The 24,412-nt window shown below is 60.1% G+C and carries 20 protein-coding genes; 14 read left to right on the forward strand and 6 right to left on the reverse strand.

Translation table 11 applies throughout. The annotated features are described in order from the left end of the window. Nucleotides 1–6 precede the first annotated feature (6 nt). From murD to lpxC, 9 genes are all read left to right on the forward strand, one after another. A complete protein-coding gene (gene murD, locus ACI2KB_RS14925) occupies nucleotides 7–1,353 on the forward strand; it encodes a UDP-N-acetylmuramoyl-L-alanine--D-glutamate ligase (protein WP_404635762.1) in 1,347 nt (448 codons plus the stop codon). After that, the gene (gene ftsW, locus ACI2KB_RS14930; protein ID WP_404635764.1) at nucleotides 1,350–2,567 is read left to right on the forward strand and encodes a putative lipid II flippase FtsW; all 1,218 of its coding nucleotides are present in this window, start codon (nucleotides 1,350–1,352) and stop codon (nucleotides 2,565–2,567) included. The genes murD and ftsW overlap by 4 nt, the downstream gene beginning before the upstream one ends. Beyond that, on the forward strand, nucleotides 2,554–3,627 hold the full coding sequence (gene murG, locus ACI2KB_RS14935; RefSeq protein WP_404635766.1) for an undecaprenyldiphospho-muramoylpentapeptide beta-N-acetylglucosaminyltransferase: 1,074 nt from the start codon (nucleotides 2,554–2,556) through the stop codon (nucleotides 3,625–3,627). Before ftsW ends, murG begins: the two co-directional genes overlap by 14 nt. Continuing rightward, nucleotides 3,620–5,080, forward strand: coding sequence for a UDP-N-acetylmuramate--L-alanine ligase (gene murC / locus ACI2KB_RS14940; protein WP_404635768.1), 1,461 nt, complete (start codon nucleotides 3,620–3,622; stop codon nucleotides 5,078–5,080). The genes murG and murC overlap by 8 nt, the downstream gene beginning before the upstream one ends. Beyond that, on the forward strand, nucleotides 5,077–6,036 hold the full coding sequence (locus ACI2KB_RS14945) for a D-alanine--D-alanine ligase (RefSeq protein ID WP_404635770.1): 960 nt from the start codon (nucleotides 5,077–5,079) through the stop codon (nucleotides 6,034–6,036). The genes murC and ACI2KB_RS14945 overlap by 4 nt, the downstream gene beginning before the upstream one ends. Nucleotides 6,037–6,039: 3 nt before the next feature. Further along, nucleotides 6,040–6,912 carry a cell division protein FtsQ/DivIB gene (locus ACI2KB_RS14950; RefSeq protein ID WP_404635772.1) on the forward strand — a complete coding sequence of 291 codons (873 nt, stop codon included), beginning with the start codon at nucleotides 6,040–6,042 and terminating at the stop codon, nucleotides 6,910–6,912. A 15-nt stretch (nucleotides 6,913–6,927) separates the two neighbouring features. Beyond that, entirely contained in the window at nucleotides 6,928–8,187 is a 1,260-nt protein-coding gene (ftsA, locus tag ACI2KB_RS14955) for a cell division protein FtsA (protein ID WP_404635773.1), read from the forward strand. Between the two features lie 62 nt (nucleotides 8,188–8,249). Further along, nucleotides 8,250–9,440: a cell division protein FtsZ gene (gene ftsZ / locus ACI2KB_RS14960; RefSeq protein WP_108236923.1), complete on the forward strand. Its 1,191-nt coding sequence runs from the start codon at nucleotides 8,250–8,252 to the stop codon at nucleotides 9,438–9,440. Nucleotides 9,441–9,552: 112 nt separating this feature from the next. After that, nucleotides 9,553–10,464, forward strand: coding sequence for a UDP-3-O-acyl-N-acetylglucosamine deacetylase (gene lpxC, locus ACI2KB_RS14965; RefSeq protein WP_404635775.1), 912 nt, complete (start codon nucleotides 9,553–9,555; stop codon nucleotides 10,462–10,464). A gap of 221 nt (nucleotides 10,465–10,685) precedes the next feature. Here the strand turns inward: lpxC and ACI2KB_RS14970 are convergent, their stop codons facing one another. Then, nucleotides 10,686–11,144: a DUF721 domain-containing protein gene (locus tag ACI2KB_RS14970; RefSeq protein ID WP_404635777.1), complete on the reverse strand. Its 459-nt coding sequence runs from the start codon at nucleotides 11,142–11,144 to the stop codon at nucleotides 10,686–10,688. Nucleotides 11,145–11,461: 317 nt separating this feature from the next. On the opposite strand from ACI2KB_RS14970, the gene secA reads away from it, so the two are divergent. The 3 genes from secA (at nucleotide 11,462) to ACI2KB_RS14985 (ending at nucleotide 16,690) form a co-directional block, all read left to right on the forward strand. Beyond that, nucleotides 11,462–14,212, forward strand: a complete 2,751-nt coding sequence (secA, locus tag ACI2KB_RS14975; RefSeq protein ID WP_404635779.1) for a preprotein translocase subunit SecA — start codon at nucleotides 11,462–11,464, stop codon at nucleotides 14,210–14,212. 126 nt (nucleotides 14,213–14,338) lie between these two features. Continuing rightward, nucleotides 14,339–15,556, forward strand: coding sequence for a bifunctional glutamate N-acetyltransferase/amino-acid acetyltransferase ArgJ (gene argJ / locus ACI2KB_RS14980; protein ID WP_404635781.1), 1,218 nt, complete (start codon nucleotides 14,339–14,341; stop codon nucleotides 15,554–15,556). Nucleotides 15,557–15,742: 186 nt separating this feature from the next. Continuing rightward, a complete protein-coding gene (locus ACI2KB_RS14985) occupies nucleotides 15,743–16,690 on the forward strand; it encodes a Nudix family hydrolase (protein WP_404635783.1) in 948 nt (315 codons plus the stop codon). 132 nt (nucleotides 16,691–16,822) lie between these two features. Here the strand turns inward: ACI2KB_RS14985 and ACI2KB_RS14990 are convergent, their stop codons facing one another. The 3 genes from ACI2KB_RS14990 to ACI2KB_RS15000 all read right to left on the reverse strand — a co-directional run bounded on the left by ACI2KB_RS14990 (nucleotide 16,823) and on the right by ACI2KB_RS15000 (nucleotide 20,507). Next, nucleotides 16,823–17,401, reverse strand: a complete 579-nt coding sequence (locus ACI2KB_RS14990) for a cob(I)yrinic acid a,c-diamide adenosyltransferase (protein ID WP_404635785.1) — start codon at nucleotides 17,399–17,401, stop codon at nucleotides 16,823–16,825. 4 nt (nucleotides 17,402–17,405) lie between these two features. Further along, on the reverse strand, nucleotides 17,406–19,454 hold the full coding sequence (locus ACI2KB_RS14995) for an ATP-binding protein (RefSeq protein ID WP_404635787.1): 2,049 nt from the start codon (nucleotides 19,452–19,454) through the stop codon (nucleotides 17,406–17,408). Nucleotides 19,455–19,571: 117 nt separating this feature from the next. Continuing rightward, nucleotides 19,572–20,507 (reverse strand): putative 2-dehydropantoate 2-reductase, encoded by a 936-nt coding sequence (locus ACI2KB_RS15000; protein ID WP_404635789.1) that lies wholly within the window; start codon nucleotides 20,505–20,507, stop codon nucleotides 19,572–19,574. A 119-nt stretch (nucleotides 20,508–20,626) separates the two neighbouring features. Between ACI2KB_RS15000 and ACI2KB_RS15005 the strand changes: the two genes are divergently transcribed. Both ACI2KB_RS15005 and ACI2KB_RS15010 read left to right on the forward strand, forming a co-directional pair. Further along, on the forward strand, nucleotides 20,627–21,112 hold the full coding sequence (locus ACI2KB_RS15005; protein WP_404635791.1) for a YajQ family cyclic di-GMP-binding protein: 486 nt from the start codon (nucleotides 20,627–20,629) through the stop codon (nucleotides 21,110–21,112). A 139-nt stretch (nucleotides 21,113–21,251) separates the two neighbouring features. Then, a complete protein-coding gene (locus ACI2KB_RS15010) occupies nucleotides 21,252–22,106 on the forward strand; it encodes a mechanosensitive ion channel family protein (protein ID WP_404636255.1) in 855 nt (284 codons plus the stop codon). A 217-nt stretch (nucleotides 22,107–22,323) separates the two neighbouring features. Here ACI2KB_RS15010 and ACI2KB_RS15015 read toward each other — a convergent pair whose 3' ends face one another. Together ACI2KB_RS15015 and ACI2KB_RS15020 are read right to left on the reverse strand one after the other, a co-directional pair. Then, complete coding sequence (locus ACI2KB_RS15015; RefSeq protein ID WP_404635793.1) at nucleotides 22,324–23,865, reverse strand: AmpG family muropeptide MFS transporter; 1,542 nt, start codon at nucleotides 23,863–23,865, stop codon at nucleotides 22,324–22,326. Nucleotides 23,866–23,907: 42 nt separating this feature from the next. Continuing rightward, nucleotides 23,908–24,255: an MGMT family protein gene (locus ACI2KB_RS15020; RefSeq protein WP_404636256.1), complete on the reverse strand. Its 348-nt coding sequence runs from the start codon at nucleotides 24,253–24,255 to the stop codon at nucleotides 23,908–23,910. Nucleotides 24,256–24,412 lie beyond the last annotated feature (157 nt).

Consider the following 24,412-nt stretch of genomic DNA (forward strand, 5'->3'; position numbering starts at 1 on the left):
GACAGAGTGTCACTGATCGCTTCTGACCACTTCCGCATCGTTGTCGGCCTCGGCAAGAGCGGCATGTCCCTGGTTCGCTTCCTGGCGAACCGGGGCGTGGCGTTTGCCGTGGCCGATACACGGGAGAACCCTCCGGAACTGGCGACCTTGCGTCGTGACTACCCGCAGGTGGAAGTGCGTTGTGGTGAGCTGGACGTCGAATTCCTCTGCCGTGCCGATGAACTGTACGTGAGCCCCGGCCTGGCGCTGGCGACACCCGCGTTGCAGCAGGCTGCAGCCCGTGGCGTGAAGCTGTCTGGCGACATCGAGCTGTTCGCGCGTAACGCGAAGGCGCCGATCATCGCCATCAGCGGCTCCAACGCGAAAAGCACCGTGACCACGCTGGTCGGTGAAATGGCCGCTGCGGCGGGCAAGCGCGTCGCGGTCGGCGGCAACCTTGGCACGCCTGCGCTGGATTTGCTCAGCGACGACGTCGAGCTGTACGTCATGGAGCTGTCGAGCTTCCAGTTGGAAACCACCGATCACCTCGGCGCCGAAGTGGCCACCGTGCTCAACGTCAGCGAAGACCATATGGACCGCTACAGCGGCCTGCCGGCTTACCACTTGGCCAAACACCGGATTTTTCGGGGGGCGCGGCAGGTGGTGGTCAACCGCCAGGATGCCCTGTCACGGCCTTTGATCGGTGAAGGCGTGCCGTGCTGGACCTTTGGCCTGAACAAGCCGGACATCAATGGTTTCGGCCTGCGGGAAGAGGACGGCGAGAAGTACCTGGCGTTCCAGTTCGAAAAGCTGATGCCTGCGAGCGAGCTGAAAATCCGTGGCGCGCACAATCAGGCCAACGCGCTGGCTGCATTGGCGCTGGGGCATGCGGCAGGGCTGGCGTTCGAGCCGATGCTCGACGCATTGCGTCGCTTCGGTGGCCTGGTGCATCGCTGCCAGTGGGTGCGCGAGCGTCACGGCGTCAACTATTACGACGACTCCAAGGCCACTAACGTGGGGGCCGCACTGGCTGCCATTGAAGGTCTGGGAGCTGACATCAACGGCAAGCTGGTGCTGATTGCGGGCGGCGATGGTAAAGGCGCTGATTTCTCTGCGCTGAAAACGCCGGTCGCGACTCACTGCCGTGCAGTGGTCCTGCTGGGACGCGATGCTGAGCTGCTTGCCGAGACCTTTGGCGATTCGGTGCCGTTGATTCGCGTCAAAACATTGGAAGAGGCCGTACAACGTGCGGCCGAAGTGGCTCAGGAAGGGGATGCCGTGTTGCTGTCTCCTGCCTGCGCGAGCCTGGACATGTTCAAGAATTTCGAAGAACGCGGACGTCTGTTCGCACAGGCGGCGGGGGACTTGTCATGATCTTTGGCGTGATCAAGCCTTACCCGTCGCCGATCATCAGCGGTCGTGGCGTGGACCTCGATTTCCCGATGCTGGCGGGCTGTCTGGCCTTGCTGGGTCTGGGCCTGGTGATGATCACTTCCGCATCTTCGGAAGTGGCTGCCGTACAGTCGGGCAACGCGTTGTACATGATGACCCGCCACTTGATTTATCTGGTGTTGGGGCTGGCGGCTTGCGTGGCCACCATGATGATTCCGGTGTCGACCTGGCAACGTCTGGGCTGGCTGATGCTGATCGGCGCCTTCGGTTTGCTGGTGCTGGTGATCGTGCCCGGTATCGGGCGCGAGGTGAACGGTTCGATGCGCTGGATTGGCTTCGGCATGTTCAACGTACAGCCATCGGAAATCGCCAAGGTGTTCGTGGTGATCTTCCTCGCCGGTTACCTGATTCGTCGCCAGACGGAGGTGCGCGAAAGCTGGATGGGCTTCTTCAAGCCGTTCATCGTGCTGCTGCCGATGGCAGGTCTGTTGCTGATGGAGCCTGACTTCGGTGCCACCGTCGTGATGATGGGGTCGGCGGCGGCAATGCTGTTCCTCGGAGGAGTCGGCCTATTCCGCTTCTCGCTGATGGTCGCTTTGGCTGTCGGTGCGGTGTTCGTGCTCGTACAGGCGCAGCCGTATCGGATGGCGCGTCTGATCACTTTCACTGACCCTTGGTCCGATCAATTCGGCTCCGGCTACCAATTGACCCAGGCACTGATCGCTTTCGGTCGTGGTGAATGGTTCGGCGTCGGTCTGGGCAACAGCGTGCAGAAGCAGTTCTACCTGCCGGAAGCGCACACCGACTTCGTGTTCTCGGTACTGGCCGAGGAACTGGGCGTTGTGGGTTCGCTGGCGACCGTTGCGCTGTTCATGTTCGTCAGTATTCGTGCGATGTACATCGGCATGTGGGCCGAGCGTGCCAAGCAATTCTTTGCCGCTTACACCGCTTACGGTCTGGCGTTCCTGTGGATCGGTCAGTTCCTGATCAACATCGGTGTGAACGTCGGTCTGTTGCCGACCAAGGGCCTGACCCTGCCGTTCCTCAGTTACGGCGGCAGTTCGTTGATTATCTGCTGCGCCAGTCTGGGTCTGTTGCTGCGTATCGAGTGGGAGTCACGCAACAACATGGGCAGTGAAGAAGCCGAGTTCAACGAGAGCGATTTCGCCGAGGAGCCGAATCATGGCCGTCGGTAATGTGTTGATCATGGCAGGCGGCACCGGCGGGCACGTGTTCCCGGCGCTGGCCTGCGCCCGTGAATTCCAGGCGCGTGGCTACACCGTGCACTGGCTGGGCACGCCGCGGGGCATTGAAAACGAACTGGTCCCGGCAGCCGGGTTGCAATTGCACTTGATCAACGTGACCGGGCTGCGCGGAAAAGGGCGGCTGTCCTTGCTCAAGGCGCCGTTCATGTTGCTCAAGGCGCTGATGCAGGCGCGCAAGGTCGTGCGTGAACTCAAGCCCGTCTGCGTCGTCGGCTTCGGTGGTTATGTGACCGGCCCCGGTGGCCTGGCCGCGAAGCTGGCGGGCGTGCCGTTGATCATTCATGAGCAGAACGCCGTCGCCGGTACTGCCAACCGCAGTCTGGCCTCGTTCGCATCGCGTGTGTGCGAAGCTTTTCCGCAGACTTTCGCCGCATCGGCCAAACGCCGCACCACCGGTAACCCGGTGCGTGCCGAGCTGTTCTTCGAAACGCCGCGTCAGGCACTGGAAGGACGCAAGCCAAGGCTGCTGGTACTGGGCGGAAGCCTTGGCGCCGAACCGCTGAACAAGCTGTTGCCCGAAGCGCTGGCTCAAGTGCCGGTCGAGGTCCGTCCTGAAGTGTTCCATCAGGCGGGCAAGAATCACGATGAAATCACCGCCGAGCGTTACCGCGCGGCGGGTGTCGAGGCACAGGTTGCCCCCTTCATCAAGGACATGGCCCAGGCCTATGGCTGGGCGGATCTGGTGGTGTGCCGCGCAGGCGCGTTGACCATCAGTGAACTGGCCGCCGCTGGGTTGCCGTCGTTGCTGGTGCCGCTGCCCCATGCGATCGACGACCACCAGTCGCGCAATGCCGAATATCTGGCCCGTGAAGGCGCTGCCTTCGTGATGCCACAAAAGACAACTGGCGCAGCCGAAATGGCGGCTCGCCTGAAAGAGGTTTTGATGCAACCCGAGCAATTGAAGCGCATGGCTACCACGGCCCGCCAACTGGCCAAGCCGGATGCCACCAACACCGTCGTCGATGTCTGCCTGGAGGTGGTCCATGGTTGAGAATCAACGCGCGATGCCACAACCGGAAATGCGCCGTATCCGTCGCATCCACTTCGTCGGGATCGGCGGTGTGGGCATGTGCGGGATTGCAGAGGTGTTGCTGAACCTGGGTTATGACGTATCCGGTTCCGACCTCAAGGCATCGCCTGTGACTGAGCGTCTGGAATCGTTCGGCGCCCGGATTTTCATTGGTCACCGCGCCGAGAACGCTGCTGCCGCTGACGTGCTGGTGGTCTCCAGTGCCGTGAACACTTCCAACCCGGAAGTGGCGACGGCCCTTGAACGTCGCATTCCGGTGGTGCCACGCGCCGAGATGCTGGCCGAGCTGATGCGCTATCGTCACGGCATCGCGGTGGCCGGAACTCACGGCAAGACCACCACCACCAGCCTGATCGCTTCGGTGTTCGCGGCGGGTGGCCTGGACCCGACCTTCGTGATCGGCGGCCGTCTGAACGCCGCGGGCACCAACGCCCAGCTCGGCACCAGCCGTTACTTGATCGCTGAAGCTGACGAAAGTGACGCCAGCTTCCTGCACCTGCAGCCGCTGGTGGCGGTTGTCACCAACATCGACGCCGATCACATGGCAACCTACGAAGGGGACTTCAACAAACTGAAGAAAACCTTCGTCGAGTTCCTGCACAACCTGCCGTTCTACGGTTTGGCGGTGGTGTGCACCGACGATCCTGTGGTGCGCGACATCCTGCCTGCGGTCAAGCGTCCGGTGGTGACCTACGGCTTCAATGAAAATGCCGACGTGCGCGCCATCAATGTGCGCCAGGAAGGCATGCGTACCCATTTCACCGTGCTGCGCCGCGACCGAGAGCCGCTGGACGTGTCGGTAAACATGCCGGGCAACCACAACGTGCTCAACTCGCTGGCGACCATCGCCATCGCGACGGATGAAGGCATCACCGACGAAGCCATCGTTCAGGGCTTGTCGGGCTTCCAGGGCGTGGGCCGTCGCTTCCAAGTCTATGGCGAGCTGCCGGTCGAAGGCGGCAACGTGATGTTGGTTGACGACTACGGTCACCACCCGCGTGAAGTCGCAGCGGTCATCAATGCCGTGCGCGGTGGCTGGCCGGATCGTCGTCTGGTGATGGTGTACCAGCCGCACCGTTACAGCCGAACCCGCGATCTGTACGACGATTTCGTGCAAGTGCTCAACGACGCCAACGTGTTGCTGTTGATGGAGGTCTACCCGGCGGGCGAAGAGCCGATTCCGGGTGCGGACAGCCGTCAACTGGCCCACAGCATTCGTCAGCGTGGGCAACTGGACCCGATCTATATCGAACGTGGCGTCGAGTTGGCGCCGCTGGTCAAACCGTTGCTGCGTGCAGGCGACATCCTGCTGTGCCAGGGCGCCGGTGACATCGGCGGTCTCGCACCACAACTGCTCAGGAGCCCATTGTTCACGGGCGCCATCGTGGCTTCTACCGAAGGTAAGCTGAAATGACAGCCGTTGCGCCAGTCTCCCTGCTCTCGACCGCCGAGCCAAAAAGCTTCGGTCGCGTGGCCGTGCTCTTCGGTGGCAAGAGCGCGGAGCGGGAGGTGTCCCTGAAATCCGGCAATGCAGTGCTTGAAGCGCTGTTGAGCGGGGGCGTCGATGCCTTCGGGATCGACGTGGGCGATGACTTGCTGCATCGACTGGCCAGCGAAACCATCGACCGTGCGTTCATCGTTCTGCATGGCCGTGGCGGTGAAGACGGCACCATGCAGGGCCTGTTGGAGTGCCTGGGCATTCCTTACACCGGCAGTGGTGTACTGGCCTCTGCACTGGCGATGGACAAGCTGCGCACCAAGCAGGTCTGGCAGAGCCTGGGCTTGCCGACACCGCGTCATGCCGTGCTGAACAGCGAAGCCGACTGTATTTCTGCGGCGACGGAACTGGGCTTTCCTTTGATCGTCAAACCCGCCCATGAAGGCTCCAGTATCGGTATGGCCAAGGTGACCAGCGTCGACGAATTGATCGCCGCATGGAATGCCGCCAGTACCTACGATTCGCACGTGTTGGTCGAACAATGGATTCAAGGTCCGGAGTTCACGGTCGCGTCCCTGCGTGGGCAAATCCTGCCCCCCATCGGTCTGGGCACTCCTCACAGTTTTTACGACTACGACGCCAAGTACCTGGCTTCCGATACCCAGTACCGGATTCCATGTGGCCTCGATGCAAGCAAGGAACAGGAACTCAAGGCGCTGACCGCTCGCGCCTGCGAAGCCGTGGGGGTTGCCGGTTGGGCGCGCACGGATGTCATGCAGGACGCCGACGGCAAATTCTGGTTGCTGGAAGTCAACACCGTGCCCGGTATGACCGATCACAGTCTGGTGCCCATGGCGGCGAACGCGGCGGGGCTCGATTTCAAACAGTTGGTGTTGGCAATTCTGGCCGACAGTGTCCAGGTGCGGGGGTAAGTCATGCTCGGCGCAACGGTACGTCATCAACAACCCGTTTCCGGTGGTCGCAAGCCGGTGCCGCGGGGTGCCAGTCGCATGGTGGCCAAAGAGCCGCTGTCGGCGCGAATGCCTAAACCGAATTTCGGTTTCCTGCGCAGCCTGATGTGGCCCGTGTTGCTGGTGGTATTCGGTTTCGGCACTTACGAAGCGGCCCAGCGTCTGCTGCCTTATGCTGATCGGCCGATCTCGCGGATCAACGTTCAGGGCGACCTGAGCTACATCAGCCAGCAGGCCGTTCAGCAGCGTATCGCGCCTTACGTAGCGACCAGTTTCTTCAACATCGACCTGGCTGGCATGCGTACCGAGCTTGAGCAGATGCCGTGGATCGCCCACGCCGAAGTCCGCCGTGTCTGGCCGGATCAGGTAGTGATCCGTCTGGAAGAACAATTGCCGGTTGCGCGTTGGGGCGACGAAGCCCTGCTGAACAATCAGGGGCAGGCCTTCACCCCGCGTGAACTGTCCAACTACGAACACCTTCCGCAGTTGTTCGGGCCTCAACGGGCCCAACAGCAGGTGATGCAGCAGTACCAGGTGCTGAGCCAGATGTTGCGCCCGCTGGGCTTCTCCATCGCTCGTCTGGAATTGCGCGAGCGAGGCAGTTGGTTCCTCACCACCGGCGCAAACAGCGCAGGCCCCGGTCTGGAGTTGCTGCTGGGGCGTGATCATCTGGTGGAGAAGATGCGCCGCTTTATCGCCATCTACGAAAAAACGCTTAAAGAACAGATCACGAACATTGCGCGAGTAGACCTGCGCTACAACAACGGCTTGGCTGTTGGGTGGCGTGAGCAGGCAGTAGCGCCAACGACGGACAAACCCGCCGTCGCGAAGAATTGATAAGAGGCAGGACCCATGGCAAACGTGCAAAGCGGCAAAATGATCGTCGGATTGGATATCGGCACCTCCAAGGTGGTGGCGCTGGTAGGCGAAGTCGCGGCTGATGGCACGCTGGAAATCGTCGGTATCGGCACCCACCCGTCACGCGGTCTGAAGAAGGGCGTGGTGGTCAACATCGAGTCGACCGTGCAGTCGATTCAACGCGCTGTCGAAGAAGCGCAGTTGATGGCGGGTTGCCGCATCCACTCGGCGTTCGTCGGTGTGGCCGGTAATCACATTCGCAGCCTGAATTCCCACGGCATCGTGGCGATTCGTGACCGCGAAGTGAGCTCTGCGGACCTTGAGCGCGTACTGGACGCGGCTCAGGCGGTCGCGATCCCGGCTGACCAGCGCGTGCTGCACACCCTGCCGCAGGATTACGTGATCGATAACCAGGAAGGCGTTCGTGAACCACTGGGCATGTCGGGCGTGCGTCTTGAAGCCAAGGTTCACGTCGTGACCTGTGCGGTGAACGCTGCGCAGAACATCGAGAAGTGCGTACGCCGCTGTGGTCTGGAAGTCGACGACATCATCCTGGAGCAACTGGCCTCGGCCTATTCGGTCCTGACGGACGATGAGAAAGAACTGGGCGTGTGTCTGGTGGACATCGGTGGCGGCACCACTGACATCGCGATCTTCACCGAAGGCGCGATTCGTCACACCGCCGTGATCCCGATTGCCGGTGATCAAGTGACCAACGACATCGCCATGGCGCTGCGTACCCCGACCCAGTACGCCGAAGAAATCAAAATCCGTTACGCCTGTGCGCTGGCCAAGCTGGCCGGTGCCGGTGAAACCATCAAAGTGCCGAGCGTGGGCGACCGTCCACCTCGCGAACTGTCCCGTCAGGCGCTGGCCGAGGTGGTCGAGCCGCGCTATGACGAGCTGTTCACCCTGATTCAGGCCGAACTGCGTCGCAGCGGTTACGAAGACCTGATTCCGGCCGGCATCGTGCTGACCGGTGGCACGTCGAAAATGGAAGGCGCGGTGGAGCTGGCGGAAGAAATCTTCCACATGCCGGTTCGCCTGGGTACTCCGCACAACATCAAAGGGCTCGCGGACGTCGTTCGCAACCCGATCTACTCCACTGGTGTCGGCCTGTTGCTCTACGGACTGCAAAAGCAGTCTGACGGCATCTCGCTGTCCGGCCTGACCGGCTCCAGTAGCAGTTATAGCGATGAACCTAAGGCACCCGTGTTTGAGCGTCTCAAGCGCTGGGTCCAGGGGAATTTCTAAGTTTCAAAAAGTGGTAGGCGGCAGTAGGCGATAAAAAACTAGAGAAGTGAAGGAGAGGGAACATGTTCGAGCTCGTAGACAACATCCCACAAAGCCCGGTAATCAAAGTTATCGGTGTCGGTGGTGGCGGCGGCAACGCGGTCAATCACATGGTCAAGAGCAACATCGAAGGCGTTGAGTTCATCTGCGCCAACACCGATGCTCAAGCCCTGAAAAACATTGGCGCACGCACCATTCTGCAATTGGGCACTGGCGTGACCAAAGGTCTGGGTGCCGGTGCCAACCCTGAAGTGGGTCGTCAGGCTGCGCTGGAAGATCGTGAGCGCATTGCGGAAGTGCTGCAGGGCACCAACATGGTCTTCATCACCACCGGCATGGGTGGCGGTACCGGTACCGGTGCAGCGCCGATCATCGCCGAGGTGGCCAAGGAACTGGGCATTCTGACCGTTGCGGTCGTGACCCGTCCGTTCCCGTTCGAAGGCCGCAAGCGTATGCAGATCGCCGACGAAGGCATCCGCGCGCTGTCCGAAAGCGTCGACTCGTTGATCACCATCCCCAACGAGAAGCTGCTGACCATCCTGGGCAAAGACGCAAGCCTCTTGTCGGCTTTCGCCAAGGCTGACGATGTACTGGCCGGTGCCGTTCGCGGTATCTCCGACATCATCAAGCGTCCTGGCATGATCAACGTCGACTTCGCCGACGTACGCACCGTGATGTCCGAAATGGGCATGGCGATGATGGGCACCGGCGCGGCCAGCGGTCCGAACCGTGCGCGTGAGGCCACCGAAGCGGCCATTCGCAACCCGCTGCTGGAAGACGTGAACCTGCAAGGTGCTCGCGGCATTCTGGTCAACATCACTGCCGGTCCTGACCTTTCTCTGGGTGAGTACTCCGACGTGGGTAGCATCATCGAAGCGTTCGCCTCCGAGCACGCGATGGTCAAGGTCGGTACCGTTATCGATCCGGACATGCGCGACGAGTTGCACGTGACCGTGGTTGCCACCGGCCTGGGTGCAAAAATCGAGAAGCCTGTGAAGGTTATCGACAACACCATGCAAACCGCTCAAGCCGCTCCCGTGCAGCAACAAGCCGTTCGCCAGGAGCAGCCGTCGGTGAATTACCGCGATCTGGACCGTCCTACCGTGATGCGCAATCAGGCTCACGCAGGCGCCACGGCAGCGGCAAAAATGAATCCGCAAGACGATCTGGATTACCTGGACATTCCAGCTTTCCTGCGTCGTCAGGCTGATTGATGAGTTCTATCAGGGGTATAAGGGTGATTGGTGTTCAGCAAAGGCCAGGTCTGCTATCATCGCCAGCCTTTGTTGATACTAATTCGCGATATGCGCTGAAGCGGCCAATGCCATGATTAAACAACGCACCCTGAAGAATATTATCCGTGCCACAGGTATCGGCCTGCACTCGGGGGAAAAGGTTTACCTGACCCTCAAACCTGCACCTGTGAACGCTGGCATTGTGTTTTTCCGTACCGACCTTGAGCCGGTTGTCCAGATCAACGCACACGCGCTGAATGTGGGCGACACCACGCTTTCCACAACGCTGTTCAACGGCGATGTGAAGGTCGATACGGTTGAACACTTGCTGTCGGCCATGGCTGGCCTTGGCATCGATAACGCCTACGTTGAACTCTCTGCCTCCGAAGTTCCGATCATGGACGGCAGCGCAGGTCCCTTCGTATTCCTGATTCAGTCAGCTGGCCTGGAAGAACAGGACGCACCGAAGAAATTCATTCGCATTCTGAAAGAAGTCTGCGTGGAAGAAGACGGCAAATACGCCAAGTTCGTGCCGTTCGAAGGTTTCAAGGTGAGCTTCGAAATAGATTTCGATCACCCGTACCTGAAGAACCGCACACAAACCGCGAGCGTCGACTTCTCCAGCACTTCCTTCGTGAAAGAAGTGAGCCGTGCGCGTACTTTCGGTTTCATGAAAGACATCGAGTACCTGCGCAAGCACAACCTTGCTCTGGGCGGCAGCGTCGAAAACGCGATCGTCGTGGACAAGGACGGCGTATTGAACGAAGACGGTCTTCGCTATGAAGACGAATTCGTCAAACACAAGATCCTGGATGCCATCGGTGACCTGTATCTGCTGGGTAACAGCTTGATCGGCGAGTACCAGGGCTTCAAGTCTGGACACGGTCTGAACAACCGCCTGCTGCGTGCGTTGATCGCACAGCCAGATGCGTTTGAAGTCGTGACATTCGAAGATGCCAGTACTGCACCGATCTCATACATGCGCCCTGTAGCGGCGGTGTAACCACACCTCTTCTTCTTAGTTTGAATATTTCAGGCCACCTTCGGGTGGCCTTTTTTATTTGGATTGGCAATCAGGTAGCGGTGCCGCTGCAACTACGACTGCCGTTGATCTTGGGACGTTCTCTATTCAGACGCCGCAGAGCGTGACCTGGGCGCTGGCCGAAACGCAAGCCCCAAAGAAGTTGGAACAAGCCGGGAGTAAAGGCTTTTGCTTACTCGGGGTCACGCGTTCTTGACCTTCCCATGCGCCGCCAATCGCTCCAGCGCCGCCCGCAACTTCGGATCAGTGATCCCTTCAGCCGCTTCGTTCAACGCCTCAGCCGCCACAGGCGAAAGATCCCTTGGCTGACCCGGCACGGCGCCGCGCGTGATTGACGGTTGGACCTTCAACGACAGCCGAGTCAGGTTGGCAAATTCCCTGAACGCCACCAACTGCCGCTGCAACCGTTTCTGCTGATAGCGCAATCGCGTGGCCCAGTGCCCGTCGGTCACCACCAGCACCAGCGTACCTTCCCGCCACGAAGCCACATGGCAATGTTCCCGCGCAGCCGGTTGCAGCTGACTTTCCAGCAATCGCTGCAAGTGAGCCAGCCGTTGAGCGTGATTGAAAATGGCTTTGAGTGGTCTCGCATCACGCAGAAAAACAGAGGGGGCGCGAGCCGAGAGGGGCCGGAATGCCATGTCAGGTTGCCTTTCGATACAAGTTCACGATGTTACCAGAATACGTGTGTACCATTCTCGGCACCGGTGCGGTGTGCCGTGAGCCGGGCGATTATGAAGAAAACTTTATGTAATCTGATGCCTGTACGGGTTGAAGTCCGAAGAAATGCCCCTATTGTACTTCTGCCCCGTAACATTGCAGTGCCAGCATCGTGGAATAACGCCACTTTCCTCACCACCATTTCCGGGTAGAATGCTCGTTCGCATGCGGCCATGAGGGCTGCACGGGCGACTCACGGGGCCGCCCTCCATTCCTATGTGTGGAAGATCCTGTCGATATGTTTGCACCTTTGTTAAAAAAACTTTTCGGAAGCAAGAACGAGCGCGAAGTGAAGCGCATGCTCAAGACGGTCCAGATCGTCAATGGCTTCGAAGAGCAAATGGTGGCCCTTTCGGACGAGCAGCTGCGCGCCAAGACCGAAGAGTTCAAGGCCCGTATCGCCAAAGGTGAGACCCTCGATAAGCTCCTGCCTGAAGCCTTCGCGGTCTGCCGTGAAGCGGGTAAACGCATCATGGGAATGCGTCACTTCGACGTTCAACTGATCGGCGGCATGACGCTGCACGAAGGCATGATCGCCGAAATGCGTACCGGTGAAGGTAAAACCCTGGTAGCCACCCTGGCGGTGTACCTCAACGCGCTGTCTGGCAAGGGCGTGCATGTGGTGACCGTGAACGACTACCTGGCCCGTCGTGACGCCAACTGGATGCGTCCGTTGTATGAGTTCCTCGGCCTGACCGTCGGCGTCGTCACGCCGTTCCAGCCGCCTGAAGAAAAGCGTGCTGCGTATAACTCCGATATCACCTACGGCACCAACAACGAATTCGGCTTCGACTACCTGCGCGACAACATGGCGTTCAGCCTGGAAGACAAATTCCAACGCGAGCTGAACTTCGCCGTGATCGACGAAGTGGACTCCATCCTCATCGACGAAGCCCGTACCCCGCTGATCATTTCCGGCCAGGCCGAAGACAGCTCCAAGCTGTACACCGAAATCAACAAGCTGATCCCCAAACTCGAACAACACATCGAGGAAGTGGAAGGCCAGGTGACCAAACAGGGCCACTTCACCATCGACGAGAAATCCCGTCAGGTGGAACTGAACGAGGCCGGTCACCAGTTCATCGAAGAGATGCTGACCCAGGTCGGTCTGCTGGCCGAAGGCGAGAGCCTGTATTCGGCGCACAACCTGGGCCTGCTGACTCACGTTTACGCCGGTCTGCGTGCGCACAAGCTGTTCCATCGCAACGTTGAATACATCGTTCAGGATGGCGGCATCATGCTGGTCGACGAACACACCGGCCGCACCATGCCGGGTCGTCGTCTGTCGGAAGGTCTGCACCAGGCGATCGAAGCCAAAGAGCACCTGAACATTCAGGCCGAGAGCCAGACGCTGGCATCGACCACGTTCCAGAACTACTTCCGTCTGTACAACAAGCTGTCTGGCATGACTGGTACGGCGGACACCGAAGCGTTCGAATTCCACCAGATCTACGCACTGGCCGTGATGGTCATTCCGCCGAACAAGCCGTTGGCGCGTAAAGACTTCAACGACCTGGTGTACCTGACCGCTGACGAGAAATACGCAGCGATCATCACTGACATCAAGGCCTGCCTGGCCGAGCAGCGTCCGGTGCTGGTGGGTACCGCGACCATCGAAACCTCCGAGCACATGTCCAACCTGCTCAAAAAGGAAGGTATCGATCACAAGGTCCTGAACGCCAAGTTCCACGAAAAAGAAGCCGAGATCATCGCGCAGGCCGGTCGTCCGGGCGCCCTGACCATCGCCACCAACATGGCCGGTCGTGGTACCGACATCCTGTTGGGCGGTAACTGGGAAGTGGAAGTCGCGAGCCTCGAAGATCCGACGCCAGAGCAGATCGCCCAGATCAAGGCCGATTGGCAGAAGCGTCATCAGCAAGTGATCCAGGCCGGTGGTCTGCATGTGATCGCCTCCGAGCGCCACGAATCCCGTCGTATCGACAACCAGTTGCGTGGTCGCGCCGGTCGTCAGGGCGACACCGGTTCGAGCCGTTTCTACCTGTCGCTGGAAGACAGCCTGATGCGCATTTTCGCCTCTGACCGGGTGAAGAATTTCATGAAAGCGCTGGGCATGCAGTCCGGTGAGGCGATCGAGCACCGCATGGTGACCAATGCCATCGAGAAGGCCCAGCGCAAGGTTGAAGGCCGCAACTTCGACATTCGTAAGCAACTGCTGGAGTTCGACGACGTCTCCAACGAACAGCGTAAAGTGATCTACCACATGCGCAACAGCCTGCTGGCTGCGGCGAATATTGGTGACACCATTGCCGAATTCCGCGAAGAGGTCCTCGATGCCACCATCACCGCGCACATTCCGCCACAGTCGCTGCCAGAGCAGTGGGACGTGGCGGGTCTGGAAGCGGCGCTGAACAGCGACTTCGGCGTGAAACTGCCGATTCAGCAGTGGCTGGACGAAGACGACCATCTGCACGAAGAAAACCTGCGTCCGAAACTGCTGGAAGCCATCCTGTCGGCTTACAACGAGAAGGAAGATCAGGCGAGCGCCGAAGCGTTGCGCACCTTCGAGAAACAGATTCTGCTGCGCGTGCTGGACGACCTGTGGAAAGACCACCTGTCGACCATGGACCACTTGCGTCACGGTATTCACCTGCGCGGCTACGCTCAGAAGAACCCGAAACAGGAATACAAGCGCGAGTCCTTCACGCTGTTCCAGGAACTGCTGGATTCGATCAAGCGCGACACCATTCGTGTGCTGTCTCACGTTCAGGTGCGCCGCGAAGATCCGGCCGAAGAGGAAGCGCGTCTGCGTCGCGAAGCCGAAGAGCTGGCTCAGCGCATGCAGTTCCAGCACGCCGAAGCGCCAGGTCTGGATCAGCCGACCGCGCTGGCAGAAGAGGGCGATGACGTCGCCGTCGCGGCCGCCACCGCTATGTCGCCGGTTCGCAACGACCAGAAACTGGGTCGTAACGAATTGTGCTGGTGCGGTTCGGGCAAGAAATTCAAACACTGCCATGGCCAGATTTCCTGAGTAACAATCCGGCTGTAGCATCACTGTAATCCCACGCCGCGACTGGCCTAGCCGTCGCGGCGTTTTTCAATCATTCGCGCCGTAGTGGCACTGCCCGTCGGCCTGGCTATTCAAGGAGCGCATTTCATGGCTGTTGGTCTTGGTCCTCTGCCGACGCTGCACCCGGTTCCCGGTTTTGAACTCGGCATCGCCTCTGCCGGTATCAAGCGCCCAGGGCGTAAGGACGTTGTGGTCATGCGCTGCGCCGAAGGCTCCAGCGTTGCAGGCGTGTTCACCCTGAACGCGTTTTGCGCCGCTCCGGTGATCCTGTCCAAGCAGCGCGTGGGCGGCACTGTTCGCTACCTGTTGACCAACACCGGTAACGCCAACGCGGGCACCGGTGAGCCGGGCTTGCGTGCCGCCGAGCGCACCACTGCCAAGCTGGCTGAGCTGACTGGCGTCGACGCCAGCGCCATTCTGCCGTTCTCCACTGGGGTGATCGGTGAGCCGCTGCCTGTGGAAAAGATCGAAGGCGCCCTGCAAGCCGCGTTGGACGACCTGTCTGTGGATAACTGGGCGGCTGCGGCCACCGGCATCATGACCACCGACACCCTGCCAAAAGGCGCGAGCCGTCAGTTCCAGATCGATGGCGTGACTGTCACCGTGACCGGCATCAGCAAGGGCGCGGGCATGATTCGTCCGAACATGGCGACCATGCTCGGCTACATCGCCACCGACGCTAAAGTCTCCCAGAGCGTGTTGCAGGACCTGATCCGCGACGGTGCCAACAAGTCGTTCAACCGCATCACCATTGATGGCGACACCTCGACCAACGACTGCTGCATGCTCGTTGCGACCGGCCAGGCCAACCTGCCGGAAGTCACCGAAGCCAAAGGCCCGCTGTTCGATGCGCTGAAAAAGGCCGTGTTCGAAGTCTGCATGGACGTGGCACAAGCCATCGTGCGTGACGGCGAAGGCGCCACCAAGTTCGTGACTGTTGAAGTCAACGGCGGCGGCAATCACCAGGAGTGTCTGGACGTTGGCTACACCGTCGCCCATTCGCCACTGATCAAGACCGCACTGTTCGCTTCCGACCCGAACTGGGGCCGTATTCTGGCCGCTGTGGGCCGTGCTGGCGTGCCGGATCTGGACGTGAGCAAGATCGACGTGTTTCTGAGCGGCGTGTGCATCGCCAGCAAGGGCGCTCGCGCGACGACCTACACCGAAGAGCAAGGCTCGGCAGTGATGGCCAAGGAAGAAATCACCATTCGCATCGAACTGGGCCGTGGTGAGTGCAGCGAAACCATCTGGACCACCGACCTGTCCCACGAGTACGTGAAGATCAACGCGGAATACCGCACCTGATTGGATCGTGTGTCGAGTGTCTTTGGTTGGACACTGTTCTTGTGGGAGCCGGCTTGCTGGCGAATGCGGTGAGTCAGTGACGAATGAGTTGACTGACAGGTCGCTTTCGCCTGCAAGCCGGCTCCCACAGTGATACGCGTCGAACCATAGATGTGTATTCGATGCCGATTCTGAGGAATACCGAACGTGAAACGCATCCATGTAGCCGCCGCCGTCATCCGTGGCGCCGACGGCAAGATTCTCATTGCCCGGCGCGCTGACACGCAGCATCAGGGCGGCTTATGGGAGTTTCCCGGTGGCAAGGTCGAGCCCGACGAAACCGTCGAAGCGGGATTGTCCCGCGAGTTGAAGGAAGAACTGGGCATTGTGGTCACCAAGGCGCGGCCCCTGATCAAGATCAAACACGACTACCCCGACAAGCAGGTGTTACTGGATGTCTGGGAAGTTTCGTCTTTTACTGGCGAGCCCCATGGCGCCGAGGGGCAGCCACTGGCCTGGGTGTCCAACAAAGAGCTGGCCGGGTATGAATTCCCTGCGGCGAACAAGCCGATCGTGGCCGCCGCACGGCTGCCGGGTGAGTACCTGATCACTCCGGATGGCCTCGACACGCCGCAGTTGCTGCAAGGCATGCAGAAGGCCATTGCCGGTGGCATCAAGCTGATTCAGCTACGCGCCCCGAACGGGTACGACCCTAAATACCGCGACATCGCGGTGGATGCGGTAGGCTTGTGCGCAGGCAAGGCGCAGTTGATGCTCAAAGGCCCGCTGGAGTGGCTGGGCGACTTTCCGGCTGCGGGTTGGCACCTGACCAGCGAGCAACTGCGCAAGTACGCCAGCAAAGGCCGTCCTTTCCCGGAAGAACGCTGGTTGGCGGCGTCTTGCCATAGCGCTGAAGAACTGTCCTTGGCTGAGCAGATGGGTGTGGATTTCGTCACCCTGTCACCGGTTCAACCGACCCAGACGCACCCGGATGCCACGCCGTTGGGCTGGGAGCAGGCGCGGGCGTTGATAGACGGGTTCAGCAAGCCGGTTTATCTGTTGGGCGGAGTAGGGCCTGCGCAGCGGGAACAGGCGTGGGAAAACGGCGCGCAGGGCGTGGCCGGAATCCGCGCGTTCTGGCCACACGGGGTTTGATTGCAACGATGATCGCCTAGGAGCCGACTTGCTGGCGAATGCGTCGGGTCAGTTGCAGATAGGCAGCAGACACACCGCATTCGCCAGCAAGCCGGCTCCCACAGGTTAACCCCATCGAATTGTTATTTGTGGTCACTCCGGCTTCTTCGCTGCCTCCCACAAAATCTCCGCCACACCCTGCCTGCGTGCGATGATTCGTGCGGCAACAAACAGCAGATCCGACAGGCGATTGATGTACGCCAACCCCACGCCAGCCAGCGGCTCGATCGCATTGAGGTGCTGACAGCGGCGTTCTGCACTGCGCGCCAGGCTGCGGCAAACATGGGCTTGGGCAATCAACGTAGAACCACCGGGCAGGATGAAATTCTCCAGCGGTCCCACTTCTTCGTTCCACTCATCAATCGCCGCTTCCAGCCGCTCGAGTTCGGCCGCATTCAGCGCCTGATACTCGGGCATTGCCAACTCGCCACCCAAGTCGAACAACCGGTGCTGACACGGCGCCAGTACATCGATGACGTCCTGCATCGCAGGCACTGAATGGGCCAACCCTTCAAGCCCCGCCAGCAGCAAACCCAACTGGCTGTTCAGCGTATCGACTTCGCCAATGGCCTCGACTCGCGGATGGTCCTTGGGTACGCGGCGGCCATCGCCCAAGCCGGTTTCGCCCTTGTCGCCAGTGCGTGTGTAAATTTTCGACAAGCGAAATCCCATCGTTTTACTCCCGGTCGTTTTGACCAATGACTTGCGGGGCAGGCACGTTCATCGGATTGCCTGCCAGCGGCAGACGAAGCGTGAAACAGGTGCCCTGGCCGACGGTGGAATGCACTTCCATCTGGCCTTTGTGGTTGTTGGTGATGATGAAATACGAGACAGACAGGCCCAGCCCGGTGCCCTGACCGACTTCCTTGGTGGTGAAGAACGGCTCGAAGATGCGTTTGCGCACGTTCTCGGGCATGCCGATGCCGTTGTCCTCCACCTGAATTTCCGCCCACGGCGGGTTCAGCCGGGTGCGCAGAATGATGCGCCCCGGATCGGCGTCGTGGTCTCGCATGTGAATGGCTTGCGCGGCGTTTTTCAGCAGATTGAGCAGCACTTGTTCCAGTTCGTTGGCCGTGCCGGGGACGGGGCCGAGTTTCGCATCGAACTGGCGCAGGATGTTCTGGCCCTTGAAGTCGAAGCCGATGGTCAGATCGAAGTCGTTGCTGGCGATTTCTACTGCCTGATCGATCAGCGCGGGGAGATCGCACGGCGCCATCTGTCGGTTGCTGCGGCGGCTGAAACTGAGCATGTGGCTGACGATCTTCGCCGCCCGCCCACCGGCTTGTTGAATGCCGTCGAGCAATTGCGGCACTTCCCGCGCGCTGAGGTATTGATTCACCGCCGCCAGTTCGATGCCTTCCTGCTCGGCCTGTTCCAGGTTCTTCGGCAGTTCAGGGGACAAGCGGCGTCGTATGTTCTGCACGTTGTGCATGATCGCGCCAAGCGGGTTGTTGATTTCGTGGGCCATGCCTGCAGCCAGACCACCGACCGAGAGCATTTTTTCCGACTGCACCATCATGTCCTCCAGCGACAGGCGCTGGGTGATGTCGTCGATGCGGATCACCACACCACGCCCGGCGCCGCCGGTCAGCGGGTAGAAGGTCAGGGCGAAGTGGCGGGTGAGGTCGTCTTTGACCCACGTCACGCGCTCGATCTTGGTGACGGTGTGCTTCTCGACGGTCTGCTTGATCTGCGGCAGGAACGCCTTCATCGGCGGGAACGCGAGGAATATCGGCTGGTTCAACGCCTCGTCCAGTGGCGTGCCGGAGAGGGCGCCCGCTTCCTGGTTCCACTGGGTCACGTACAACTGTTCGTCCAGTGCGATCAGCGCCGAAGGCATGGAGTCGATGATGCTGTTCAGATAATTCTGAAAACCGGTGAGCTTTTTCTCGATCTTGCTGCGAACCTGCACTTCCAGTTCCAGCTTGCGGTTGGTGTGACGGGTTTCTTCCGCCAGCCCTTGAGCTTGATCATAAGCTTCCTGAGATTCATCGCGAGCGCGCTTGAGCTGCTGCTCGCGGGCTTCCATGCGCGACAGCATCGTGTTGAAGGCCTCGGCGAGGGAGCCGATTTCGTCCCGATTACCAGGGCCTGCGCGCAGGGCGTAGTTCTCTTCGCGCGTGACTCGGCGCGACAGTTCTTCCAGTTGATAGATCGGTTCGGTGATGAAGCGGCGAATCTGCCGGGCCACACCCGCCCACAGCAGGACGCTGAAAATCAGAATGCCCAGACTCGCCGTCAGCGTGCCGGTGTAGAACGCTGTGGGCAGTTCGCTGCTGGCCACCAGCAACAGATGGCCTGGCGCCTGGCCTGGCTTGGGAATCGAGATCACCTGGGTATTGCGAAACTCGGTGATGCGCCAGCTTTCCATGTTGCGGTAATGGTCCGGCAGACGCAGTTTGTCGCCTTGCTGCACTTGAGCCAGTCGCTCGCCGGTGCTGTCGTAAACGGCCGCAGCGCGCAGGGGGCCGTAGTTTTTCAGCTCTTTAAGCAAGGCTTGCGCGTTGTAGGGCGAGGACAGCGCCTGCTCGGAGAGGCCAGGGTTGCTGATCAGGCGGCCGATGGTCTGCAACGCCTGGGGGGCCATCGCTTCCTGAGAGATGTAATAGGCGGCACTGATGAAGGTCAGGTTAGCGACCAATAGAACGGTGGTCAGCAGAACCAGCAGGGCGGCCAACAGCTTTTGGCCGACCGGCAGGTTTTCAAGGCGCTGGCGCAATGGCATGGGGCAGGATCACTGGCGAATGGGAATTGGCAGGTTAGCGCTGTTCGCGGTCAGCGCAAACCCGTGATGTAAAGTCTGGAGGCATCTGTGGGGGGTATTGCCGCTCCCACAAAGAACTCAATCGTTAGGTAGACCTTTGACAGTCAGGTGCGACACCAACTGTTGTCGCAAATCATGCAATAACGGCGCATCAACATTGTGAAGTTCCGCAGCGTCGCACACATACCCCAGCAAATAGCTGATTTCCGTACGTCGCCCCTGCGCCACATCCTGATACATCGACGAGTAATTGGCCGCCGTGGCCTCGATGACCCGGCTCACTTCAGCGTGCAGCCCTTCTGCGGCGGCAGCTTGCCCACAGCCGGTCAGGACGGCGACCAGCTCATCACACAGTGCCGCGACCTCGTCGGCATGCGCGCGCAATTCGCCGTTACGGCACCCATGCAGCACGGTCAGCGGATTGATCGCGCAGTTCAGGGCCAGTTTGCGCCACAGGCGGTCGAGGATATCCGGCGTCCATTCGTGGGGAATGCCCGCCTGTTCGAGAGCGGTGAGCAGTTCAGATGGCGCCTTCTGCTGGCCGTCACCCAGCCAGTTGAAACCCTGCCCGGCAAACACCACGCTGAAATCGTCATCGCGAAAGGCCCCTTCGGTGCTGGACACAAACACGCAGTGAGCCTGAGGAATGGATTCGACGACCGCTTGCTGGCTGCCCAGACCATTTTGCAGCAATAGAACCTGCGCACCAGTCGCCAGCCGTGAAGCGATGCTCGCTACCGCCCGCTCAGCGTCATAGGCCTTGCAGGCCACCAGCAGGCGATGGATGGGCTCGGGGTCGTCGAGGGTTTGCGCGGATATTTGAAAAACGTGTCGCTGGCCTTGCTCGCTCAGCGTCAGGCCGCCTTTGGCGGTGTAAGTGTCCAAGCGTGTTTGATCACGCAGTAGCAAGCGCACAGGTAAACCGGCACGGGCCAGTCGGGTCGCCCACAGACTGCCCAGACTGCCAGCGCCGAGGATGTGCCACACAGAGGATTTCACGGGGAATTGCGCCATACCGGGAGGGGTCGCGATGAACAGAGGAAAAGTCTCGTTATAATGACCGGGTTTTCATCCCGTCAAGTCAGGCGCGCTCGTTGTGCATTGAGCCGCGCCGTATCAATTGGAGAATCTACATGCCCTCGTTCGACGTAGTGTCTGAACTGGATAAACACGAAGTCACGAATGCCGTCGACAACGCGATCAAAGAGCTGGACCGCCGCTACGATCTCAAAGGCAAAGGCAGCTTCGAGTTCAAGGAAAAGGAGCTGACCGTCAACCTGACCGCCGAAGCGGAATTCCAGCTTGAGGCGATGATCGAGATCCTGAAAATGGCGCTGATCAAACGCAAGATCGACGTGCAATGTCTGGAAGTGAAGGACGCCTACGCCTCCGGCAAGGTGATGAAGCAGGAAGCCACCCTCAAGGAAGGCATCGACAAGGAACTGGCGAAGAAGATCGTCGCTCACATCAAGGAAGCCAAGCTCAAGGTTCAGGCCGCCATTCAGGGCGAACAGGTTCGTGTGACCGGCAAGAAACGTGACGACCTGCAAGAAGCCATCGCCGCCCTGCGCGGTCACGAATTCGGCATGCCGCTGCAGTTCAACAACTTCCGCGACTGATCGTCTCCTCGATTTGCCCCGACGCGGGAACCTGCCGGGTTTGTGCACGTCGGAGTGCAGGTCATCTTGAAGCGGTGCACCCTGAGAGGCGCATCGCTTCAGTCTTTCGTTTCGCGACCACAAGGAGCACTCAATGGATCTGGATTTGAACGGCCAGGTGGATCATCTGGTCAAGGCTTCCCAAGCCTGGATTCCCATGGTCATGCAGTACGGCAGCCGCGTGCTGCTGGCGCTTGTCGTATTGCTCATCGGCTGGTGGCTGATCAACAAACTGACCGCCAAAGTCAGCGCGCTGTTGGCTTATCGTCATGTGGATCTGGCGCTGCAAGGCTTCATCGGCAGCCTGGCCAACATCATTCTGAAGATTTTGCTGATCGTCAGCGTTGCATCGATGATCGGCGTCGAAACCACCTCGTTCGTGGCCGCCATTGGTGCTGCGGGCCTGGCCATTGGTCTGGCGCTGCAAGGCAGTCTGGCCAACTTTGCCGGTGGGGTGCTGATTCTGCTGTTTCGTCCGTTTCGCATCGGTGACTGGATCGAAGCGCAGGGCGTGGCGGGGACTGTGGACAGCATTCAGATTTTCCACACCATCCTGCGCACTGGCGATAACAAGACCGTGATCCTGCCGAATGGCAATCTGTCCAACGGCATTATCACCAACACCAACCGCCAGCCGACCCGTAAAGTGGTGTTCGACGTGGGTGTGGACTACGACGCCGATCTGCAGAAGGCTCGCGAAGTCCTGCTGGAACTGGCCAAGGACCCGCGTGTACTGGCCGAGCCTGCGCCAGTGGCAGTGGTGTCGACGCTGGGCGACAGCTCGATCACCGTGTCGCTGCGTTTGTGGACCAAGACGTCGGATTACTGGGACGTGATGTTCATGCTCAACGCTGAAGCCCGCGATCGCCTGCGTGCCGAGAACATCGACATCCCGTTCCCGCAGCGCGTGATTCGTGTGGTGCAGGAGCAGCAGGAAGCGACGACTCAGCGTTAATTCGTCTGCCCTGCAACGCAAAAGCCCCGACTCGTGAGAGATCGGGGCTTTTTGTTGTCACGTTTCAGGCGCTGCTGCACCTGGAAGCCACGGATTCGCAATCATTGTGGGAGCCGCCTTGGTGGCGAATGCGTCGTGACAGTGAATGTATCTGTGACTTGACCCACCGCTTTCGCCAGCAAGCCGGCTCCCATAGGTTTTGCGGCAGCCATTCGATTTACGGCCTGTCGCTGGCGGGCGTCTCCACCGGCTTCTCCTTGCGCAACTCCTGCCCCCAATGTAACGCAATCATGAACAGGGTAGGCACGCCCATCAGGGCCGTGGCCAGGAAGAAGTTGTGGTAGCCCATCTTCTCGACCATGACCCCCGAATACCCGCCGATCAGGCGTGGTAACAGGAGCATGATCGAGCTGAGCAGGGCGTATTGGGTCGCCGAGAATTTGAGGTTGGTCAGGCTCGACAGGTACGCCACGAACGCCGACGTCGCCAGACCCGAGCTGAAGTTGTCCAGCGAGATCGTCAGGATCAGCATCTTCAGGTTCGGCCCCATGTCGGCCAGCATCAGGAACAGCAGGTTGGTCGCCGCGGAGGTCGCGCCGCCGATGAACAGGATCGGCAGGATGCCGAAACGCACGATGGCCAGGCCACCGAAGGCGGCGCCGAGCAGCGTCATCACCAGCCCGAAGATCTTGCTGACGCTGGCGATCTGGTCCTTGGTGAAGCCCTGATCGATGTAGAACACGTTGGCCATCACGCCCATGACTGTGTCGGACATGCGATAGGTCGCGATCAGCCCCAGCAGCAGAAAGGCCTGCCATCGGTAGCGCAGGATGAAGTCATTGATGGGGGTCAGCACTGGCGCCAGACCGCGTCGTCCCATGGAAGACAGACAGGCCGCGGTAAGCAGCGTGTAGAGGATCGCGCGCAGGAAGGCGCGGTCTTCCATCAGAAGGCTTTTCCAGGTCGCATCCTTGAACAGCACGCTGGCGAAATCGGTGTTGTAGAGCTGGGTGAACATCGCAGGCACGGACACCAGCAGAATGATCAGCACAAACACTGAGGCCAACTGGTGTGCGAAGCCATAACGCGCCGCCGAGAGCTGGGTGCGCAAGGCGACGGGCGGTTCGCGCATCACCAGCGTGGTGATCAGCGCCGGGACCATCAACAAGCCGAAGATGACGTAAGTGCCGGTCCAGGCCGAGTGCTTATACGCGAAGCCGGAGGAGCCGAAGCCTTCGGCGAAGTACAGCGCGCCTGCGGTGGCCAGCAGGGCTGCAACGCGGTAGCCTGCCATGTAGCTGGCGGCGAGCGTGGCTTGCTGACTGTCCGAGGCGATTTCAAGGCGGTAGGCGTCGATGGCGATATCTTGGGTCGCAGACGAGAAGGCCACGACCACCGCGATCGCGATCAACCACGACAAGTGCTGCTGGGGGTCACAGAAACCCATGCCGATCAGACCGAGGGTCACCAGCGTCTGCGAGAGCACCAGCCAGGAGCGACGGCGCCCCAGTTTGCCCAGCAGCGGCAGGCGCCATTGGTCGAGAAGAGGGGACCAGACCCATTTGAAGGCGTAGGCCAGGCCGATCAGGCTGGCGTAACCGATGGTCTCGCGGGCGACACCCGCTTCCCGGAGCCAGACCGACAGCGTGGAAAACACGAGCATATAAGGCATGCCCGCAGCGAATCCGAGGAGCAGCAGCACGAACGTCGATGGGCTGGCATAAGCGGCGAGCGCGGCGCGCCAGGTTTTGCGGGGCATGGGCTGAAATCTGCCTCAGATTACGTAAACAAAGCGCGCACTCTAACCGTTGTGCTCTGTCGGGCGCCAGCCATGACGCTCCATATCCACACGATTGTTACGGATGGTCACCCCTTCGGCGCGCAATCGAGCGCGCTGCTCTTCTCCGGAAACCGTTCCGGCGACCAGACTCAAGCGTCCGCCTGCGCCGATGACGCGATGCCAGGGCAGGCTGCTGCCGTCCGGTAACTGGCTCAAGGTGCGCCCGACGAAACGTGCCGCTCGTCCTAAACCGGCCAACTCGGCCAATTGGCCATAGCTGACGACTTTGCCTACGGGAATTTGATGCATTGTCAGGTAAAGCGCCGTGCGCCGTGCCTCTGCGGGAGATTGACCGCTGGGGTCATCCATCAATGAAGTCTGTTCGGTCACGCGTTCGTTCCTGTTCAAAGAGGCAGCAGGAAAATTCGATAGGGAACTGAGGAAATTTCCTACGGTCAGTGATTCCTGTGTCGGCGGTCCACGGATTGCCTCGATGTTGTCCCGAGGGATAATGCCCGATTTACCC

It is taken from the genome of Pseudomonas sp. NPDC088444 (genome assembly GCF_044900175.1).
Taxonomy (GTDB): Bacteria; Pseudomonadota; Gammaproteobacteria; order Pseudomonadales; family Pseudomonadaceae; genus Aquipseudomonas.

Bases quoted from the DNA above. Each gene is read 5' to 3' on its own strand.
- ftsW (WP_404635764.1), top strand. From the start codon at position 1,350: ATGATCTTTGGCGTGATCAAGCCTTACCCGTCGCCGATCATCAGCGGT.
- murG (WP_404635766.1), top strand. From the start codon at position 2,554: ATGGCCGTCGGTAATGTGTTGATCATGGCAGGCGGCACCGGCGGGCAC.
- murC (WP_404635768.1), top strand. From the start codon at position 3,620: ATGGTTGAGAATCAACGCGCGATGCCACAACCGGAAATGCGCCGTATC.
- ACI2KB_RS14945 (WP_404635770.1), top strand. From the start codon at position 5,077: ATGACAGCCGTTGCGCCAGTCTCCCTGCTCTCGACCGCCGAGCCAAAA.
- ACI2KB_RS14950 (WP_404635772.1), top strand. From the start codon at position 6,040: ATGCTCGGCGCAACGGTACGTCATCAACAACCCGTTTCCGGTGGTCGC.
- ftsA (WP_404635773.1), top strand. From the start codon at position 6,928: ATGGCAAACGTGCAAAGCGGCAAAATGATCGTCGGATTGGATATCGGC.
- ftsZ (WP_108236923.1), top strand. From the start codon at position 8,250: ATGTTCGAGCTCGTAGACAACATCCCACAAAGCCCGGTAATCAAAGTT.
- lpxC (WP_404635775.1), top strand. From the start codon at position 9,553: ATGATTAAACAACGCACCCTGAAGAATATTATCCGTGCCACAGGTATC.
- ACI2KB_RS14970 (WP_404635777.1), bottom strand. From the start codon at position 11,144: ATGGCATTCCGGCCCCTCTCGGCTCGCGCCCCCTCTGTTTTTCTGCGT.
- secA (WP_404635779.1), top strand. From the start codon at position 11,462: ATGTTTGCACCTTTGTTAAAAAAACTTTTCGGAAGCAAGAACGAGCGC.
- argJ (WP_404635781.1), top strand. From the start codon at position 14,339: ATGGCTGTTGGTCTTGGTCCTCTGCCGACGCTGCACCCGGTTCCCGGT.
- ACI2KB_RS14990 (WP_404635785.1), bottom strand. From the start codon at position 17,401: ATGGGATTTCGCTTGTCGAAAATTTACACACGCACTGGCGACAAGGGC.
- ACI2KB_RS14995 (WP_404635787.1), bottom strand. From the start codon at position 19,454: ATGCCATTGCGCCAGCGCCTTGAAAACCTGCCGGTCGGCCAAAAGCTG.
- ACI2KB_RS15000 (WP_404635789.1), bottom strand. From the start codon at position 20,507: ATGGCGCAATTCCCCGTGAAATCCTCTGTGTGGCACATCCTCGGCGCT.
- ACI2KB_RS15005 (WP_404635791.1), top strand. From the start codon at position 20,627: ATGCCCTCGTTCGACGTAGTGTCTGAACTGGATAAACACGAAGTCACG.
- ACI2KB_RS15015 (WP_404635793.1), bottom strand. From the start codon at position 23,865: ATGCCCCGCAAAACCTGGCGCGCCGCGCTCGCCGCTTATGCCAGCCCA.
- ACI2KB_RS15020 (WP_404636256.1), bottom strand. From the start codon at position 24,255: ATGGATGACCCCAGCGGTCAATCTCCCGCAGAGGCACGGCGCACGGCG.